This window comes from Advenella sp. (assembly GCF_052108595.1).
Lineage (GTDB): Bacteria > Pseudomonadota > Gammaproteobacteria > Burkholderiales > Burkholderiaceae_B > Advenella.
The window spans coordinates 1-15,174 of sequence record NZ_JBQEAU010000046.1 but is presented as its reverse complement, the minus strand read 5'-3'; the positions used below and the strand labels follow the sequence as shown (position 1 = coordinate 15,174).

The 15,174-nt window shown below is 53.0% G+C and carries 25 protein-coding genes; 24 read left to right on the top strand and 1 reads right to left on the bottom strand.

Features of this window, described 5'->3' with window-relative positions; translation table 11 throughout:
- The 21 genes from rplE (at position 1) to dsbD (ending at position 12,936) form a co-directional block, all read left to right on the top strand.
- On the top strand, positions 1–540 hold the full coding sequence (rplE, locus tag ACTIKR_RS10155) for a 50S ribosomal protein L5 (protein ID WP_193090030.1): 540 nt from the start codon (positions 1–3) through the stop codon (positions 538–540).
- 11 nt (positions 541–551) lie between these two features.
- A complete protein-coding gene (gene rpsN, locus ACTIKR_RS10150; protein WP_014752496.1) occupies positions 552–857 on the top strand; it encodes a 30S ribosomal protein S14 in 306 nt (101 codons plus the stop codon).
- An 11-nt stretch (positions 858–868) separates the two neighbouring features.
- On the top strand, positions 869–1,264 hold the full coding sequence (rpsH, locus tag ACTIKR_RS10145) for a 30S ribosomal protein S8 (protein ID WP_193090031.1): 396 nt from the start codon (positions 869–871) through the stop codon (positions 1,262–1,264).
- 10 nt (positions 1,265–1,274) lie between these two features.
- Complete coding sequence (rplF, locus tag ACTIKR_RS10140; RefSeq protein WP_193090032.1) at positions 1,275–1,808, top strand: 50S ribosomal protein L6; 534 nt, start codon at positions 1,275–1,277, stop codon at positions 1,806–1,808.
- A 21-nt stretch (positions 1,809–1,829) separates the two neighbouring features.
- Complete coding sequence (gene rplR / locus ACTIKR_RS10135) at positions 1,830–2,195, top strand: 50S ribosomal protein L18 (RefSeq protein WP_014752494.1); 366 nt, start codon at positions 1,830–1,832, stop codon at positions 2,193–2,195.
- A gap of 15 nt (positions 2,196–2,210) precedes the next feature.
- Entirely contained in the window at positions 2,211–2,732 is a 522-nt protein-coding gene (gene rpsE, locus ACTIKR_RS10130; RefSeq protein ID WP_193090033.1) for a 30S ribosomal protein S5, read from the top strand.
- 3 nt (positions 2,733–2,735) lie between these two features.
- Positions 2,736–2,924, top strand: coding sequence for a 50S ribosomal protein L30 (rpmD, locus tag ACTIKR_RS10125; protein ID WP_014752492.1), 189 nt, complete (start codon positions 2,736–2,738; stop codon positions 2,922–2,924).
- Between the two features lie 22 nt (positions 2,925–2,946).
- Complete coding sequence (rplO, locus tag ACTIKR_RS10120; RefSeq protein ID WP_193090034.1) at positions 2,947–3,390, top strand: 50S ribosomal protein L15; 444 nt, start codon at positions 2,947–2,949, stop codon at positions 3,388–3,390.
- Between the two features lie 11 nt (positions 3,391–3,401).
- Entirely contained in the window at positions 3,402–4,736 is a 1,335-nt protein-coding gene (secY, locus tag ACTIKR_RS10115; protein WP_193090035.1) for a preprotein translocase subunit SecY, read from the top strand.
- A 3-nt stretch (positions 4,737–4,739) separates the two neighbouring features.
- Positions 4,740–4,958 (top strand): translation initiation factor IF-1, encoded by a 219-nt coding sequence (infA, locus tag ACTIKR_RS10110; protein ID WP_014752489.1) that lies wholly within the window; start codon positions 4,740–4,742, stop codon positions 4,956–4,958.
- Positions 4,959–4,983: 25 nt separating this feature from the next.
- On the top strand, positions 4,984–5,097 hold the full coding sequence (rpmJ, locus tag ACTIKR_RS10105; protein ID WP_024004065.1) for a 50S ribosomal protein L36: 114 nt from the start codon (positions 4,984–4,986) through the stop codon (positions 5,095–5,097).
- Between the two features lie 31 nt (positions 5,098–5,128).
- Positions 5,129–5,494 carry a 30S ribosomal protein S13 gene (rpsM, locus tag ACTIKR_RS10100; protein ID WP_100694088.1) on the top strand — a complete coding sequence of 122 codons (366 nt, stop codon included), beginning with the start codon at positions 5,129–5,131 and terminating at the stop codon, positions 5,492–5,494.
- Positions 5,495–5,506: 12 nt separating this feature from the next.
- Positions 5,507–5,905, top strand: a complete 399-nt coding sequence (rpsK, locus tag ACTIKR_RS10095) for a 30S ribosomal protein S11 (protein ID WP_014752486.1) — start codon at positions 5,507–5,509, stop codon at positions 5,903–5,905.
- A gap of 17 nt (positions 5,906–5,922) precedes the next feature.
- The gene (gene rpsD / locus ACTIKR_RS10090) at positions 5,923–6,546 is read left to right on the top strand and encodes a 30S ribosomal protein S4 (protein WP_193090036.1); all 624 of its coding nucleotides are present in this window, start codon (positions 5,923–5,925) and stop codon (positions 6,544–6,546) included.
- 133 nt (positions 6,547–6,679) lie between these two features.
- Entirely contained in the window at positions 6,680–7,663 is a 984-nt protein-coding gene (locus ACTIKR_RS10085; protein WP_128393179.1) for a DNA-directed RNA polymerase subunit alpha, read from the top strand.
- A gap of 258 nt (positions 7,664–7,921) precedes the next feature.
- Complete coding sequence (rplQ, locus tag ACTIKR_RS10080) at positions 7,922–8,311, top strand: 50S ribosomal protein L17 (protein WP_193090037.1); 390 nt, start codon at positions 7,922–7,924, stop codon at positions 8,309–8,311.
- A gap of 289 nt (positions 8,312–8,600) precedes the next feature.
- Positions 8,601–8,906: a BrnT family toxin gene (locus ACTIKR_RS10075; RefSeq protein WP_193090038.1), complete on the top strand. Its 306-nt coding sequence runs from the start codon at positions 8,601–8,603 to the stop codon at positions 8,904–8,906.
- Entirely contained in the window at positions 8,881–9,147 is a 267-nt protein-coding gene (locus tag ACTIKR_RS10070) for a CopG family antitoxin (protein WP_226817247.1), read from the top strand. The genes ACTIKR_RS10075 and ACTIKR_RS10070 overlap by 26 nt, the downstream gene beginning before the upstream one ends.
- A gap of 227 nt (positions 9,148–9,374) precedes the next feature.
- Entirely contained in the window at positions 9,375–10,619 is a 1,245-nt protein-coding gene (locus tag ACTIKR_RS10065) for an MFS transporter (protein WP_442327770.1), read from the top strand.
- A gap of 25 nt (positions 10,620–10,644) precedes the next feature.
- Positions 10,645–10,968 carry a divalent-cation tolerance protein CutA gene (gene cutA / locus ACTIKR_RS10060; RefSeq protein ID WP_128393175.1) on the top strand — a complete coding sequence of 108 codons (324 nt, stop codon included), beginning with the start codon at positions 10,645–10,647 and terminating at the stop codon, positions 10,966–10,968.
- A 9-nt stretch (positions 10,969–10,977) separates the two neighbouring features.
- Positions 10,978–12,936 carry a protein-disulfide reductase DsbD gene (dsbD, locus tag ACTIKR_RS10055; RefSeq protein WP_370540255.1) on the top strand — a complete coding sequence of 653 codons (1,959 nt, stop codon included), beginning with the start codon at positions 10,978–10,980 and terminating at the stop codon, positions 12,934–12,936.
- Between the two features lie 344 nt (positions 12,937–13,280).
- Here the strand turns inward: dsbD and ACTIKR_RS10050 are convergent, their stop codons facing one another.
- Positions 13,281–13,547: a SinR family protein gene (locus ACTIKR_RS10050; RefSeq protein WP_193090040.1), complete on the bottom strand. Its 267-nt coding sequence runs from the start codon at positions 13,545–13,547 to the stop codon at positions 13,281–13,283.
- A gap of 188 nt (positions 13,548–13,735) precedes the next feature.
- Here ACTIKR_RS10050 and ACTIKR_RS10045 point away from each other — a divergent pair, with 188 nt between their 5' ends.
- The 3 genes from ACTIKR_RS10045 to ACTIKR_RS10035 form a co-directional block, all read left to right on the top strand.
- Complete coding sequence (locus ACTIKR_RS10045; protein WP_442327769.1) at positions 13,736–14,290, top strand: MOSC domain-containing protein; 555 nt, start codon at positions 13,736–13,738, stop codon at positions 14,288–14,290.
- Between the two features lie 356 nt (positions 14,291–14,646).
- Positions 14,647–14,829 carry an antitoxin VbhA family protein gene (locus ACTIKR_RS10040; RefSeq protein WP_442327768.1) on the top strand — a complete coding sequence of 61 codons (183 nt, stop codon included), beginning with the start codon at positions 14,647–14,649 and terminating at the stop codon, positions 14,827–14,829.
- Positions 14,816–15,174 (top strand): Fic/DOC family protein (locus ACTIKR_RS10035; protein WP_442327767.1); only part of this gene is annotated, 359 nt, incomplete at its 3' end. The genes ACTIKR_RS10040 and ACTIKR_RS10035, both read left to right, overlap by 14 nt.

Below are 15,174 nucleotides of genomic sequence, written 5' to 3'. Positions count from 1 at the left end.
ATGGCTCGTTTGCAAGACTTATACAACAGCAAGATTGCTGGCGAAATGAAGAAACAGTTCGGTTACCAGAGTGACATGGAAGTGCCTCGCATTAGCAAGATCACACTGAACATGGGCGTTTCTGAAGCCGTTGCTGACAAGAAAGTGATCGAACACGCTGTTTCAGACCTGACAAAAATTGCTGGTCAGAAACCTGTGATTACTAAAACCAAAAAGGCGATTGCCGGTTTTAAAATCCGTGAAAACTATCCTATCGGCTGCATGGTGACATTGCGCGGTCAGCGTATGTACGAGTTTCTGGATCGTCTGGTTACGATCGCATTGCCTCGTGTACGCGACTTCCGTGGTATCTCCGGTCGCGCGTTCGATGGTCGTGGTAACTACAACGTCGGGGTGAAAGAGCAAATCATTTTCCCTGAAATTGAATACGACAAAATCGACGCACTGCGTGGCCTGAATATCAGTATCACAACGACAGCTAAGACAGACGAAGAAGCCAAAGCGCTGCTAACAGCCTTCAGCTTCCCGTTTCGTAACTAAGGGGCGATGACGTGGCAAAACTTTCACTCATCAATCGCGATATCAAACGCGCCAAACTGGTTGAGAAATTCGCAGCCAAACGTGCAGCACTGACAGCGATCATTAACGACACATCGAAATCCGACGAAGAGCGCTACGACGCACGTTTGAAATTACAGCAATTACCGCGTAATGCAAACCCAACTCGTATGCGTAACCGTTGCGTAATCACCGGACGCCCACGTGGCGTGTTCAGCAAATTTGGTTTGACCCGTCACAAACTGCGCGAGATGGCAATGCGCGGAGAAGTGCCCGGTATGACCAAGGCTAGCTGGTAGGAGAATAAATTATGAGCATGAGCGATCCAATCGCCGATATGCTGACGCGTATCCGTAACGCGCAGCAAGTCGAGAAAGTCTCGGTATCGATGCCCTCCTCTAAGCTGAAAGTGGCTATTGCCACCGTGCTGAAAGACGAAGGTTATATCGAGAGCTTTGAAATCAAAGGTGAAAAAGCCAAGCCCGAGCTTGAAATTTCACTGAAATACTACGCGGGACGTCCCGTGATCGAACGCATTGACCGCGTATCACGTCCTGGACTGCGCATCTACAAAGGCCGTACTGCCATCCCTCAGGTGATGAACGGTCTGGGTGTAGCCATCGTCTCCACTTCGCGTGGCGTCATGACAGACCGCAAGGCCCGTCATGAAGGCGTGGGCGGCGAAGTTCTGTGTTACGTGGCATAAGGAGAAGAATATGTCACGTATAGCAAAATATCCTGTTGAAGTCCCTAAAGGTGTTGAAGTTAGCATCACGGACAGCAACATTCATGTTAAAGGCCCTTTGGGTGAACTGAACCAGCAACTGGGCGGCGAAGTCGCTCTCAAGCTGGACGACGGCAAAATCTCTTTTACCGTGGCTGATGATTCACGCCATGCAAAAGAAATGTCCGGCACTCTGCGCGCCCTGGTAAACAATATGGTTACCGGCGTCAGCAAGGGTTTCGAACGTCGTCTGAATCTGGTTGGCGTGGGTTACCGTGCCCAGGTTCAGGGAGATTCACTCAAGCTTCAACTTGGTTTCTCGCATGACATCGTGCACCCGCTGCCAAACACCGTGAAAGCCGAATGCCCCACTCAGACCGAAATCGTTCTGAAGAGCTTCGACAAACAGGCTGTTGGCCAGGTTGCCGCGAAAGTCCGCGCCTATCGTCCACCAGAGCCCTACAAAGGCAAAGGTGTTCGTTATGCTGACGAACGCGTCATCATCAAAGAAACCAAGAAGAAATAATAGCGCAGGCAAGGATATATCATGGACAAAAAATTATCCCGTTTGCGTCGTGCAGTGGCGACTCGCCGGAAAATTGCAGAGCTCGGTACATACCGTCTGGCAGTTCACCGTTCGAATCTTCACATTTACGCAAACGTTATTTCGCCGGAAGGCGACAAGGTGTTGTTAACCGCTTCTACGCTCGAGCCCGAAGTCCGCAAGGAACTGGCCGAAGGCAAGAAAAATGGTGGCAACGTTGAGGCAGCCGTCATTGTTGGAAAACGGGTTGCTGAGAAAGCCAAGGCAGCGGGTATCGAGTCTGTAGCATTCGACCGTGCCGGTTTCCGTTACCATGGCCGCGTCAAGGCGCTGGCCGAAGCCGCGCGTGAAGCCGGCCTCAAGATCTAATCGAGGAATTGTCAAATGGCAAAAGCACAAGGCAAGAACGCCCCTGAGCAAGAACGCGATGACGGTTTTCGCGAGAAGATGATTGCGGTCAATCGTGTGACCAAGGTAGTTAAAGGTGGTCGCACAATGAGCTTCGCAGCCCTGACAGTAGTCGGTGATGGCGATGGCCGCATCGGTATGGGTAAAGGTAAAGCACGCGAGGTGCCCGTCGCAGTTCAGAAAGCAATGGAACAGGCCCGTCGTGGCATGGTTCGCGTCGCGCTGAAAGAGGGCACGCTGCATCACACCGTCGTGGGTAAACATGGCGCATCTACCGTTCTGATTTCACCGGCTGCCGAAGGTACCGGAGTGATCGCAGGCGGTCCAATGCGCGCCATCTTCGAAGTGATGGGTGTACGCAACGTGGTTGCCAAGAGCCTGGGCTCCAGCAACCCGTACAACCTGGTACGCGCAACATTGAACGGTCTGAACGCCTGCCTGACACCTTCCGAGGTGGCAGCCAAGCGCGGCAAATCGGTCGAAGAGATTCTGGGGTAAATGATGGCACAGAAGAAGCAAATTAAAGTCACGCTTGTTCGGTCCGTTATCGGCACCAAACAAAGTCACCGCGATACAGTGCGCGGTTTGGGTTTGGGTAAAGTAAACAGCAGCCGCGTGCTGGTGGATACACCGGAAGTTCGTGGGATGATTCGCACAGTCGATTATCTCGTGTCCGTTTCGGAAGCCTGAAGCCTATCGTAAAGGAATAGAGATGTCCGAAATGCAACTCAACTCATTGTCCCCCGCTGAAGGCAGCAAGCACGCCAAACGTCGCGTAGGTCGCGGCATTGGTTCAGGCTTGGGTAAAACAGCCGGTCGTGGACACAAAGGTCAGAAATCACGCTCAGGCGGCTTTCATAAAGTCGGCTTCGAGGGTGGTCAGATGCCCCTGCAACGTCGTTTGCCAAAACGCGGTTTTACGCCTCTGGGTCAGCACCTGTACTCACAAGTACGTTTGTCTGATCTGCAGAAGCTGACTGGCGACGAAGTCGACGTTCAGGTGCTCAAGCAGCAAGGTATTATTGGTCAGCAAGTACGTTATGTGAAAGTCATCAAATCAGGTGACCTTTCCCGTAAAGTATCCCTCAAAGGGCTGACAGCAACAGCCGGTGCCCGCGCAGCGATCGAAGCCGCTGGTGGTTCACTCGCTGAGTAAAAGGGGTCAAAGTGGCTAAAGCACAGGCAGCAGGAAAAGCAGGTAGCGGTAAAAAATACGGCGACCTCAGGCAGCGTCTTGTGTTCCTGATTCTCGCGCTGATCGTGTATCGGCTGGGTACGCATATTCCGGTGCCGGGTATTAATCCCGATGCCATGCGCCAGCTGTTCAATTCGCAATCTGGCGGGATTCTGGGCCTCTTTAACATGTTCTCGGGTGGCGCCCTGTCGCGCTTCTCAGTATTTGCTCTGGGTATCATGCCGTATATTTCGGCATCGATCATCATGCAGCTGGTCAGTTCCGTAGTACCTTCTCTTGAAGCAATCAAGAAAGAAGGGGAGGCTGGCCGCCGCAAGATTACCCAGTACACACGCTACGGCACGGTGTTGCTCGCGCTGGCGCAATCCTTTGGTATTGCCGCCACGCTGCAGGCTCAGCCGGATCTGGTCAATTCACCGGGGGCCATGTTTGTCTTTACGACAGTGGTCACCCTGGTAACCGGAACCATGTTCGTGATGTGGCTTGGAGAGCAAATTACCGAGCGCGGTCTTGGTAACGGTATTTCAATCCTGATTTTTGCAGGTATTGTGGCCGGTCTGCCAACCGCTTTGGCGAGCATGTTTGAGCTGGTCAGTCAGAATCAGATCGGAACGGTGTCTGCACTGTTTATTCTGGTACTGGTGGTAGCGATCACAGCACTGGTGGTGTTTGTTGAGCGTGGTCAGCGCCGTATTACGGTGAACTACGCCAAACGCCAGGTCGGTAACAAGGTTTATGGTGGTCAGAGCTCGCATCTGCCCCTGAAGCTGAATATGGCAGGTGTGATTCCTCCCATCTTCGCTTCGTCCATCATCCTGTTTCCGGCGACCATTGCCAGTTGGTTTTCGCAATCAAGTAACATGCGCTGGTTAAGCGACACGGCAGCTGCGTTGCAGCCTGGTCAGCCCCTGTATGTGACAGTATTCACTGCCTTGATTGTGTTCTTCTGCTTTTTCTATACCGCGCTGGTATTCAACAGCCGGGAAACAGCAGACAATCTGAAGAAGAGCGGCGCATTTGTTCCGGGTATCCGTCCGGGACTGCAGACATCAAAATACATCGACAAAATTTTGATGCGCCTGACACTGGTCGGTGCCATTTACATCACTCTGGTGTGTCTGGTTCCCGAGTTTCTCCGGATGCAGTGGCAGAATGTACCGTTTTATTTTGGCGGCACTTCGCTGTTGATTATCGTGGTGGTAACAATGGACTTCATGGCGCAGGTACAGGCCTATATGATGTCCCACCAGTATGATTCGCTGCTCAAGAAGACAAGTTTTAAGGGTTCGAGCTTACCTATGAGATAGATCATGGCCAAGGATGACGTCATACAAATGCAGGGTGAGGTTGTCGAGAACCTCCCGAACGCAACATTTCGTGTAAAGCTCGAAAACGGACATGTGGTTCTTGGCCACATTTCCGGCAAGATGCGAATGCACTATATTCGGATTCTTCCGGGTGACAAGGTAACCGTGGAACTCACGCCCTATGACCTTTCACGTGCAAGAATCGTCTTCCGCTCTAAATAAGCGGAAACAAAACTAGGAGTCAACCATGAAGGTAATGGCATCGGTAAAAAAGATCTGCCGTCATTGCAAGATCATTAAACGACACGGAGTTGTACGAGTAATTTGTACAGATCCACGTCACAAGCAGCGTCAGGGTTAATCCTGGCGCATCGATTTAACGAGGAACAGACATGGCCCGTATAGCTGGCATTAACATTCCGCCGCATCAGCATGCTGAAATCGGTCTGACCGCTATTTTTGGCATTGGACGCACTCGCTCTCGCAAAATCTGCGAATCAGCCGGTGTGGCCTTTGACAAGAAAGTGAAAGATCTGACAGATGCAGAACTCGAGAAAATCCGTGAACAGATTGGTCTGTTCACAGTCGAGGGTGATTTGCGTCGTGAAGTACAACTTTCGATTAAACGTCTGATTGACCTGGGTACCTACCGTGGTCTGCGTCATAAACGTGGTCTGCCCGTTCGCGGTCAGCGCACACGTACAAACGCACGTACACGCAAGGGCCCACGTCGTTCAGCACAATCACTGAAGAAATAATCGGGGTAGATTATGGCGAAAGCTTCTGGCGGCGCTGCACGCGCACGCAAAAAAATCAGAAAGGTTGTATCGGACGGTATTGCACACGTTCATGCATCTTTCAACAATACAATCATCACAATTACTGACCGTCAAGGCAATGCCTTGTCATGGGCGACGTCGGGTGGCGCGGGCTTTAAAGGCTCACGTAAATCGACGCCTTTTGCAGCGCAGGTTGCAGCCGAGTCAGCGGGCCGTGTAGCATTGGAATATGGTATCAAAACACTGGAAGTACGTATCAAGGGCCCTGGTCCTGGTCGTGAGTCTTCAGTGCGTGCATTGAATGCACTGGGTATCAAAATTTCCAGTATTTCAGACATCACGCCAGTCCCGCATAACGGTTGCCGCCCTCCTAAACGCCGTCGTATTTAATTTAGCAAGGGAAAATAATGGCACGATATACTGGACCAAAATGCAAACTTTCGCGTCGCGAAGGCATTGATCTGTTCCTGAAGAGCGCACGTCGTTCACTCGACTCCAAATGCAAGCTTGACTCCAAACCCGGTCAGCACGGCCGCACCTCTGGTGCCCGTACGTCCGACTACGGCCTGCAACTGCGTGAAAAGCAAAAACTGAAACGTATGTACGGTGTGCTCGAAAAGCAATTCCGTAAATACTTCGCTGAAGCTGAGCGTCGCCGTGGCAACACTGGCGAGACCCTGATTCAGTTGCTCGAATCACGTCTGGATAACGTTGTATACCGTATGGGTTACGGTTCAACACGTGCAGAAGCTCGTCAACTGGTTGCCCATGGTGCAATCGAGTTGAACGGTCACAAGGCAGACATTCCATCAATGCTGGTCAGCAGCGGTGATGTTGTTTCTGTTCGTGAAAAATCCAAAACACAGGCTCGTATCAAAGAGTCTATGGATCTGGCATCCGGCAACGGTCTGCCACAGTGGGTTGAAGTGGACACTACCAAACTGACTGGTACGTTCAAACAGGCGCCGGATCGCGCTGATGTCGCTCGTGATATCAACGAATCCATGGTCGTCGAGCTGTACTCACGTTAATGCATCAAAAAAAACAGGGAACCAATACGGTTTCCTGTTTTTTGCAATGTCAGATTTTATCCTGGTTGTATTTATCTTATCCATCAGCCTTATCGGTGTAACGAGCCGAGGGTATTGAAAAGGACACAGAGTTATGTCTCAAGGTTTTTTGAAACCCCGTTCCATTGAAGTCACACCGGTTACCGAAAACCACGCCAAAGTGGTTATGGAACCGTTTGAACGTGGTTATGGCCACACGCTGGGCAATGCGCTGCGTCGCATTCTGCTGTCTTCAATGACAGGTTTTGCGCCTACTGAAGTGCAAATCACAGGTGTGGTTCATGAGTACTCTACGCTGACAGGCGTGCGTGAAGATGTCGTTGACATCGTTCTGAACCTGAAGGGCATTGTATTCAAGCTGAACAATCGTGAAGAAGTGACCGTTACGCTGCGCAAATCAGGCTCCGGCCCGGTACTGGCCAGCGATATCGATCTGCCTCACGACGTGGAAATTATCAATCCGAATCACGTGATTGCGACGCTGACAGACAACGGCAAGCTCGAGATGCAAATCAAGATCGAGCAGGGTCGTGGTTATGTGGCCGGCAATATGCGCGCACTCACCGACGAGCGTTCGCACACCATCGGCCGCATTCAGATGGACGCCTCTTTCAGCCCCGTTCGCCGCGTCAGCTATGCTGTCGAAAGCGCCCGTGTTGAACAGCGTACCGACCTGGACAAGCTGATTCTGGATATCGAAACAAACGGCGTGATTTCTCCTGAAGAAGCCGTACGTCAGTCTGCCCGTATCCTGATGGATCAGATTTCCGTATTTGCTGCCCTGGAAGGCGCCAGCGATACCTTCGAAACACCGGTTCGCGGCGTACCGCAAATTGATCCGGTCCTGCTGCGTCCTGTTGACGATCTCGAACTGACCGTTCGCTCGGCCAACTGCCTCAAAGCAGAAAATATCTATTACATTGGTGATTTGATCCAGCGTACTGAAAATGAGCTGCTCAAAACACCTAACCTGGGCCGTAAATCCTTGAATGAAATCAAGGAAGTACTGGCTGCACGTGGCCTGACCCTGGGCATGAAGCTGGAAAGCTGGCCGCCACTGGGTCTTGAGCGTCCTTAAGGTTCAATACTGTTGGCTGCAGGCATCAAACCTGCCGCCAGCATGAGCTCTGGCTCATATTTGCTGTAAAATTGCTGATTCCCGCAAGGGGCCAAAAGAACAGGATGGTTTCGGGTATATCATATTGCATATATGGTCTCCCGATTCTGTTCCTATACCAACCGGACCGCCAGTTATGACAGCCGTCATAGCAGGATAGAAGAACCGGTCAAACAGATGGCATAAGCTGTCTTTAACCTAGATTCAAAGGAAATTATTATGCGTCACCGTAGTGGTCTACGTAAGCTGAACCGTACCAGCAGCCATCGCTTGGCGATGTTCCGCAACATGTCTGTATCTCTGATTCAGCACGAAGCGATCAAAACAACATTGCCAAAAGCCAAAGAGCTGCGCCGTGTCATCGAGCCCCTTATCACCATGGCCAAAGAGCCGACCCTGGCTAACAAACGCCTGGCATTTGCCCGTCTGCGCGACCGCGATGCTGTCGTTAAACTGTTTGCCGAAATCGGTCCTCGCTATAAAGAGCGTAACGGTGGTTACACCCGCGTTCTGAAAATGGGCTTCCGTCAGGGCGACAACGCACCAATGGCATTCATGGAACTGGTTGACCGTCCTGAAGTTGCCGACGAAGTGGTTGACGCCGAGTAAGGCTGACACCCGATAGTCGACAGCCGGTGTGCATGCACCGGCGGGCGTCGCAGTATTTCTTTGCCGGGGGTATCACATCACCGGTAGCAAAAAGGCATCTGTTTTGGCAGGTGCCTTTTTTGCGTTGTGTCCACTGTAAGCCCGTGCTGTAAAGGCAACCTGTAAGCACTATTGTACGGTTGGAGCAATTGATCACACTCCTGTCCCTTGATTGCTGAGGTTTGCTATTCTGATTTGATTAATTGAATTTTTGTATTGCTATACAAATGTATTTACATTTGTATATACTATGGGCAAGAGACTATCCGTTACAGGTTTCGATTGGGATGCGGGCAATTGGCCTAAATGTGCGAAGCATGGCCTGTCCAGGATAGAGGTTGAGGAAATATTTGATGGCCTTCCAATGGTCATGGCCGATCCTCACCCTGCCGAGCCAAGGATGCGCGCCATTGGTAAAACGAAATCGGGGCGTTACGTATTCCTGGTTTTTATGATCAGAGTCGTCAATGGTCGCCATTTGATTCGGCCTATCAGTGCTCGCTATATGCATCAGAAGGAGATCACTTTCTATGAGCAACAACACCGAAAAACTTAAGCCTATGCCGTCGCTCAAGAGCGATAAGCAGGCACAAGCGTTTGTCGACACGGCCGATCTGTCGACATATGATCTATCCGGCTTCAGGCCCATGAGCTTCGAAGTGCAAAATAAGACCGCGGCACTGAATCTGCGGTTGCCGCAAAGCCTGCTGGATGCGATTAAAGTGAAGGCTAAAAACAAAGGCATTCCGTATACCCGGTATGTCAGAATGCTGATCGAACACGATCTTACGCGATAGACGCAATTTGCGCAAAAGCGGCGCAATCGACTTCAGCGTAATCGCTGCAATCATCATGTGCCGAGAAACGACGATTTGATAACTCGTACGGTGCCAAAGCGCCTGGTTTATTAAATTTACCGTTCTTTTGCGCCTAACTTATTCTTTCAGATTCATGACACTCGCGCTCGCGCTACAATAAGGCCTGCAAAAATTCCCCCCTTCTTTTCCCCCAACAGGAACGAACAATGCGTGCTTCGTCTGTGTCAGGTCTTGCTGCGCCCGCAGAACGTGACTACCAAAAAAATGCAAGAAAAGCCATCTGGGCTTCATCAATTGGCTATGCCCTGGACGGATTCGATCTGTTGATCCTGGGCTTTATATTATCGGCCGTCAGTGCGGGCCTGGGTCTGACCAGCACCGAAGCCGGCTCGCTGGTGACCTGGACCCTGGTGGGCGCGGTGATCGGTGGCGTCGGTTTTGGCCTGCTTAGCGATATCTATGGCCGGGTCCGGGTCCTGACCTGGACGATCCTCCTGTTTGCGATCTTCACGGGAATGTGCGCCCTGGCGCAGGGCTATTGGGATCTGCTGGTGTACCGCACCATCGCCGGGCTGGGGCTGGGAGGTGAATTTGGCATTGGCATGGCGCTGGCCACCGAAGCCTGTCGCCCTTCGCAGCGTGCTCGCGTCTCTTCATATGTCGGTCTGGGCTGGCAGGCCGGCGTCCTGGCGGCAGCGCTGCTCACGCCGCTATTGCTGCCCATTATCGGTTGGCGCGGCATGTTCGCCGTGGGTGTGTTGCCGGCCATTGTTTCGTTTTTTGTGCGCTCCTACATCGGTGAGCCCGAACACTTCGTCAAATCTGCCCCGGTTGCACGGTCGTTTACGTTTGCGCCACTACGACTGCTGGTGGCCGATGTGGAAACTGTAAGGCGCAGCATCGGGGTGATTATCCTGTGTTCAGTGCAAAACTTCGGTTATTACGGGCTGATGATCTGGATGCCTTCGTACCTGTCCACGCAGTTTGGCTACTCCCTTACCAAATCTGCCAGCTGGACGGCCATGACCGTACTGGGAATGAGCCTGGGCATCTGGTTGTTCGGGCAACTGGCAGACCGCATCGGCCGTCGCCCCAGTTTTCTGCTCTACCAGGTGGGCGCCGTCGTCATGGTTTACGTCTATTCCCAACTCACAACCCCGACCGCGCTGTTGTGGGGCGGAGCGCTGATGGGCGTTTTCGTCAATGGTATGATTGGCGGGTACGGGGCGCTGATTTCCGAGCTGTATCCCCGGGCAGCCAGAGCCACCGCGCAAAATGTGCTGTTCAATATCGGCCGGGCCATCGGCGGATTCGGACCGGTGGTGGTCGGCGCGTTGGCGGCAGCGTATTCCTTTGAAGTGGCCCTGGCGTTACTGGCGTCCCTGTATATACTGGACATTATCGCGACCCTGTTCCTGATTCCTGAACGCAAGGGGATGGAACTGGAGTAATTTCACCTACTCAGGAGTGTTTCCAATGACAACTGACTGCGTGGTCATGTACACCACCGTCCCCGATACGCTGCTGGCAAAACGCATCGCGCATCTACTGGTAGAAGAACATCTGGCTGCCTGTGTGAACTTAAGTCCTGCCGGTCTGTCTATTTATTTGTGGGAAGAGAACGTCGAAGGGACCGAGGAAATCACCCTTACCATCAAGACCTCCAGCCGGGCCAGCCTGCGCTGCCAGGAGCGAATTGTGCAGTTGCACCCCTACGACGTTCCTGAAATTATCATTCTGCCCGTCATTGGCGGGCATGTGCCGTATCTGGACTGGGTGCGGGCACAAACATCGGTATAGAGAGGTCGCGTGTTCACGTCGTCGGATTTGAAGGGCCGCATTATGTGGCTGTTGGGGCTCATGGCCATGCTGTTGCTGCTGGCAGCCCCTGTTGTTCATGCGGAAGAAGAGTTTCTGGATCCGGAACAGGCTTTTGCCTTTTCTGCGCAAATGCAGACGCCGTCAGAGTTGCGCATAGACTATCGCATCGCACCCAAATACTACATGTATCGCGAGCGGTTCGAATTTCATATTAAAGACGATGCGGACAAATCCCAGGCTGCGGCCCAGCTGGGCACACCGGTGCTTCCCAAGGGGGAGGTAAAGTACGACCCGACCTTCGACAAAAACATGGAGGTCTATCATAACCAGGTAAGTATCCGTCTGCCACTGCTCAAGCAGACAACGCCGTTCACAGTGCAGGTGGTGGGACAGGGGTGCGCCGATGCCGGTCTGTGTTATCCCCCCATCACCTATGACATCGCCCTGGAGCCGGCACCCGGTGGCGGCATGAGCATTACTGGTGGCACGCCAGGCGTCAAAAAAGGTGCTGCGCCAGCTGGCGCAGTCAGCACGCCACTTGCAGAAAATAGCGCATCTGGCGCGGCGCAAGGGCAGTCATCTTCCTCTGCCGCTTCTGCCCAGACCGGTAACGCCTCGCTGTTTGATGCCGGCGATACCACTATTGCCCGATGGCTGTCAGAGGCGGGCCTCGCGCGCGTGCTGCTGATCTGCTTTGCGCTGGGCGTGGTGCTCTCGTTTACGCCCTGCGTCCTGCCCATGCTGCCTATCTTGCTGTCGGTTATTGTGGGCGACCAGAAGGCGCGCGGAGGTGTCCCGTCCAAAGGGCGCGGCTTTGCGCTCACGCTCATGTATGTGCTGGGCACGGCCATTGTGTACACCTTGCTGGGCATTGCGGCCGCCTCTGTCGGTTCGGTGCTGGCAGCCTGGATTCAGAACCCCTGGGTGCTCTCGGCGTTCGCGGTGGTGCTCATAATCCTTGCCATTGGCATGTTTGGCGCTTTTACCATACAAGTGCCGGTATCGTTGCAAACCTCACTGAACAGCAAAGTGTCGCGGATGCCTGGTGGGCGCTATGGCGGCGCTTTCGGCATGGGCATGCTGTCGGCACTTATTTGTGGTCCCTGCGTTGCCGCTCCACTGGCCGGTATTCTGCTGTTCATTTCCCAGACCGGCAACCTGGTGCTGGGTGGCCTGGCGCTGTTTGTACTGGCCTGGGGGCAGGGCTTCTCCTTGCTGATCCTTGGCGCCACTTCCGGTGCGCTCATGCCCAAGGCGGGCCCGTGGATGGAAGCAATCAAGTATTTCTGCGGCCTGCTGCTGCTGGCAACGGCGCTGTGGATGCTGATGCCTGTTTTGCCCCTGTGGGCACAAATGCTGGGCTGGGCATTTCTGAGTATGTGTCTGGCAGTGCTGCTGGGCGCCTTCCGCGGTGATACCGGCCCTGTCGCCAGTGCCGGTCCGTTGCGACTCATATTGCGTGCGCTTGGCCTGCTGGCCGCCACGTGGGCATTGCTGTTGCTGGTTGGCCTGGCAACCGGTAGCCGGGATCCGCTCTCTCCCCTCAAAGGGATTGTGCAGGTAAACGGCGCCGCGCAAACCAGCGTTGCCAAAGTGCAGTTCGAAAGGGTGCGGTCACTGGCAGAGCTCGAAGCGCGCATTGCGGCGGCCGGCAAACCGGTCATGCTGGACTTCTACGCAGATTGGTGCATTTCCTGCCACGAAATGGAAAAATTTACCTTTTCAGACAGCCGCGTGGCTACTGCCATGAGCACCATGCTTGTATTGCAGGCCGATGTAACCGGCAACAATGAACAGGATCGCGAACTGCTCAAGCGCTTTCGCCTGTTCGGCCCACCGGGCATTATTTTCTTTGATCGCAACGGTCAGGAAATGCAGGATAACCGCGTGGTCGGTTTCCAGAAGGCCGACAAATTTCTGGAAAAATTGCAGCTGGCGCTGCGCTAGCGACGCAGCGGCGCCATCCCGGTGTTGGCCGGGCTGTGGCCAGAGGGCATGGTCCAAACGGGGCTGTCGGCCGGTTGTGGGTGGGATGCGACCCACATAGGTCTGTTTCTATAATGAAGACAGCCTTTGCCTGCGATCTTCCCGGGCAGGCAAAGGGCTTTTGCGCGCGGCGGCGCTTGCCTTCAAGGCCTGACGCCTGCTGTTGGCGTCCCCGACGATGCTCAGCCGGTAAGCCACAGGCATGCCTGAACTGGCAAGATACAGGTTGCGGAAGAAGAGCGCTAATGATATTGCTATCCGGATGTGACAACACGCCGGATGTGGATGCAGCAAGAGGAGTGGGTTCAGTCCAGATCAAGCCAGCTGCGGTTTTTTTCCGAAAGACCGATGCCAGCCCATTTATTTCCCAGTTCGATCACCAGGAGACTGTCGTTAGTATCAAGGGCAGGCAGCAAAAGCTCGCGTACCTGCGTGACTCCCAGATTGGTCGCCACGATATAGCTCGAATCGTAGCAATGCCAGCGGCTAGGGAAATGTTCATCGATGAGATGTTTTAATTTGGTAAATCGGGTACCCAGCAGACGGCGGTCATACGTGATCAGCACTTTCATCTCATTTCCCCTGACTATGAAAAACCATTCCCGATATAGTAATACAAATCCGCGACAATGGGACAGATAGTTGCGGCGCAGTGTTGACGGTTCAGGGATTGTCCCGGTTGTTGTCCGCGCAAGTGGTGCTGTACACAGGGTTGAAATACCCGCGCAATACAATAAAAGAAACATTGAGGAAATGTTAAATGACCATTCCAACTTGCGGGCGCGTGCTGTCCGTATCCAAAGACGATAAACACCGCTTTTCCAAAGCACCCACATCACAAATAGGCATTGTGGCTGGCCTGGGCATCCAGGGCGATGCGCATTCGGGCGTAACCGTCAAGCATCAGTCAAGGGTCGCTGCAGATCCGACGCAGCCAAACTTGCGACAGGTTCATCTTATGCATGCCGAACTCTTTGATGAGCTCAAAAGCAAAGGCTTTAATGTGGGGCCCGCTGACCTGGGCGAAAACATCACCACTGAAGGCGTTGATCTGCTGTCGTTACCCAGGGATACCTTGCTCAGGATTGGAGACGATGCGCTTTTACAGGTAACCGGCCTTCGCAATCCTTGCGTGCAAATAGATCGGTTCCAGACGGGCCTGCTCAAGGCGGTGTTGCTCCGTCAGCCCAATGGTGAGCTCATTCGCAAAGCCGGTATTATGACGATTGTAATAACTGGAGGAACGGTTCGCGCAGGAGACCCGATTCATGTTCAACTGCCCGCGCCTCCCTATCTGCCGCTGGAACGCGTGTAGTCGCGCAGCCTAAATAGCCATCTATATTCCGTGCGATTTCAGCAATGATTTTGTCCAGGCTGTGGAACTCGTGGTCAAACTGTTTCTTTGAGAAAATAAAGGTAGATAAGTACATTGAGAGAAGAATCAGTGAGTAAGTGTGCGCACGGATTCTAGCATCACTGAACGCGTAGCGGACACCACTGCCTTGGCACATGTTGGTGCGCCGGCAGCCGAGCCAGGGTCACGGAAAAGCGACGCGACACGCTGGCGCATGCAGTTGCATTAAATTCTCTTTAAATTCATTTAAATATATGATAAATAACGTATTTTTGTTATAATGTTAGGGTTGTTATTTCAATATTTAAGGGTCTTTAATGGACGTGCAGTCAGAAGAGTTCCGGCAGGAAATGAAATCCGAGATTGGCTCGCTGGCCCTGGAAGGGTTTATCCCAGATGCGCAAGCGCTGGCTGACCTGGAGCTTGTCATGCAGGGCAAGTTGACTATTGAACAGGCAAAGCAGAACGTGTTTGACCGGATCAGGAATGGCAAAGTATAGCAGCAGCCCAGATTCATATGTCTATCCGGGTACAGATGTTCTAATCAACAAAGAGGGCATTAAAGACGCCGCGATACTGGACATGGCCGAATCCAACAGCTATCTGTTTGCTTCGGCAGCCTTGAAGGCGCATCCGGTCAAAGGTAACTTTGACTTTAGTCATTTGAAGCAAATACATGAACGGCTTTTCGGCGATTTATATGAATGGGCGGGCAAGGTCAGGACTGTCGATATATCCAAAGGAACGTCCAGATTCGCTAACCATCAATTCATCGAAGAATCAGCCAGGCAATTATTGCGCCAGCTCCAGAGCGAAAATTACTTGCGAGGCCAGCAGGCCGACAC